The sequence below is a fragment of the Bacteroides cutis genome, from assembly GCF_900241005.1.
In the GTDB taxonomy this organism is placed as follows: domain Bacteria; phylum Bacteroidota; class Bacteroidia; order Bacteroidales; family Bacteroidaceae; genus Bacteroides; species Bacteroides cutis.
On sequence record NZ_OEST01000024.1, the window covers coordinates 1 to 847 of the forward strand.

At 44.2% G+C, this 847-nt stretch carries 2 protein-coding genes; both read left to right on the plus strand.

Going from position 1 to position 847, the window contains the following annotated elements; all coding sequences use genetic code 11:
- Positions 1-142 precede the first annotated feature (142 nt).
- Positions 143-646: an HU family DNA-binding protein gene (locus tag C1A09_RS16190; RefSeq protein ID WP_101546194.1), complete on the plus strand. Its 504-nt coding sequence runs from the start codon at positions 143-145 to the stop codon at positions 644-646.
- Between the two features lie 50 nt (positions 647-696).
- Complete coding sequence (locus tag C1A09_RS16425) at positions 697-798, plus strand: smalltalk protein (RefSeq protein WP_229074436.1); 102 nt, start codon at positions 697-699, stop codon at positions 796-798.
- The last annotated feature ends 49 nt before the right edge of the window (positions 799-847 follow it).

Consider the following 847-nt stretch of genomic DNA (forward strand, 5'->3'; position numbering starts at 1 on the left):
TATTATAAATCATTTTCAGAAAACAGCCTTCTTTGGGCTGTTTTCTTTGTTTATGCCCTTCTATCTTCTCACCTTTGCATCGTTGATCAACGAAACGAGAATTGAAAAAGTAGTTTAATTAAAAATGTGAAGGAGAAAGATTATGCCTTTATTTTATTATGGAAGACAGTCGCAGATTGCGACCAAAGCGGGTGTGAAGACCTGGCACTTGAGTTTGAAGAAAGTGGGAAAAACGGTGGATACGCAATTGCTGGCTGAGAATATAGCTGAGAAGTCCTCGCTGACTCCGGGTGACGTTCAGAATGTGATCCGTAACCTGATGTCTACAATGAGGATGCATCTGCTGAATAGCCGTACGGTACGGTTGAATGGTCTTGGGACTTTTACGATGAAAGCCCGCACACGTGGTAAGGGTGTGGAGAAGGAGGAGGATGTGAACCCTAATCAGGTGACTGCTTTGCGTTGCCAGTTTACTCCGGAATATACCCGTCCGGCTGCTATGGGTACTACCCGTGTATTGTTGCAGGGTGTTGAATTTGAGAAATATAGGGGAACCGTACCGGACGATTCAAAGGATGACTCCGGTGATGGCGGTAATCCCGGTGGAGGTTCCGGTGAGGATCAGAATGAAAATCCGTTAGGATAGGGGGATGTGTTTACATCGAATTAGCGATAAACAATTAAAAATGAAATGCCATGAGTATACGAGTATCAGTTTGGGATAAGATTTTGAAGGTAATCATTGCTGTAGCGAGTGCTATTGCAGGTGTAATAGGCGGTCAGGTGATGGCTGTCTAAAAAAGGAGGACTTCTTATTTGGAAGGGGCTGGAGTCTATGTGCAAATGT

What these genes read in the sequence shown, in the direction of transcription:
- C1A09_RS16190 (WP_101546194.1), top strand. Translation starts at nt 143, where the DNA reads ATGCCTTTATTTTATTATGGAAGACAGTCGCAGATTGCGACCAAAGCG.
- C1A09_RS16425 (WP_229074436.1), top strand. Translation starts at nt 697, where the DNA reads ATGAGTATACGAGTATCAGTTTGGGATAAGATTTTGAAGGTAATCATT.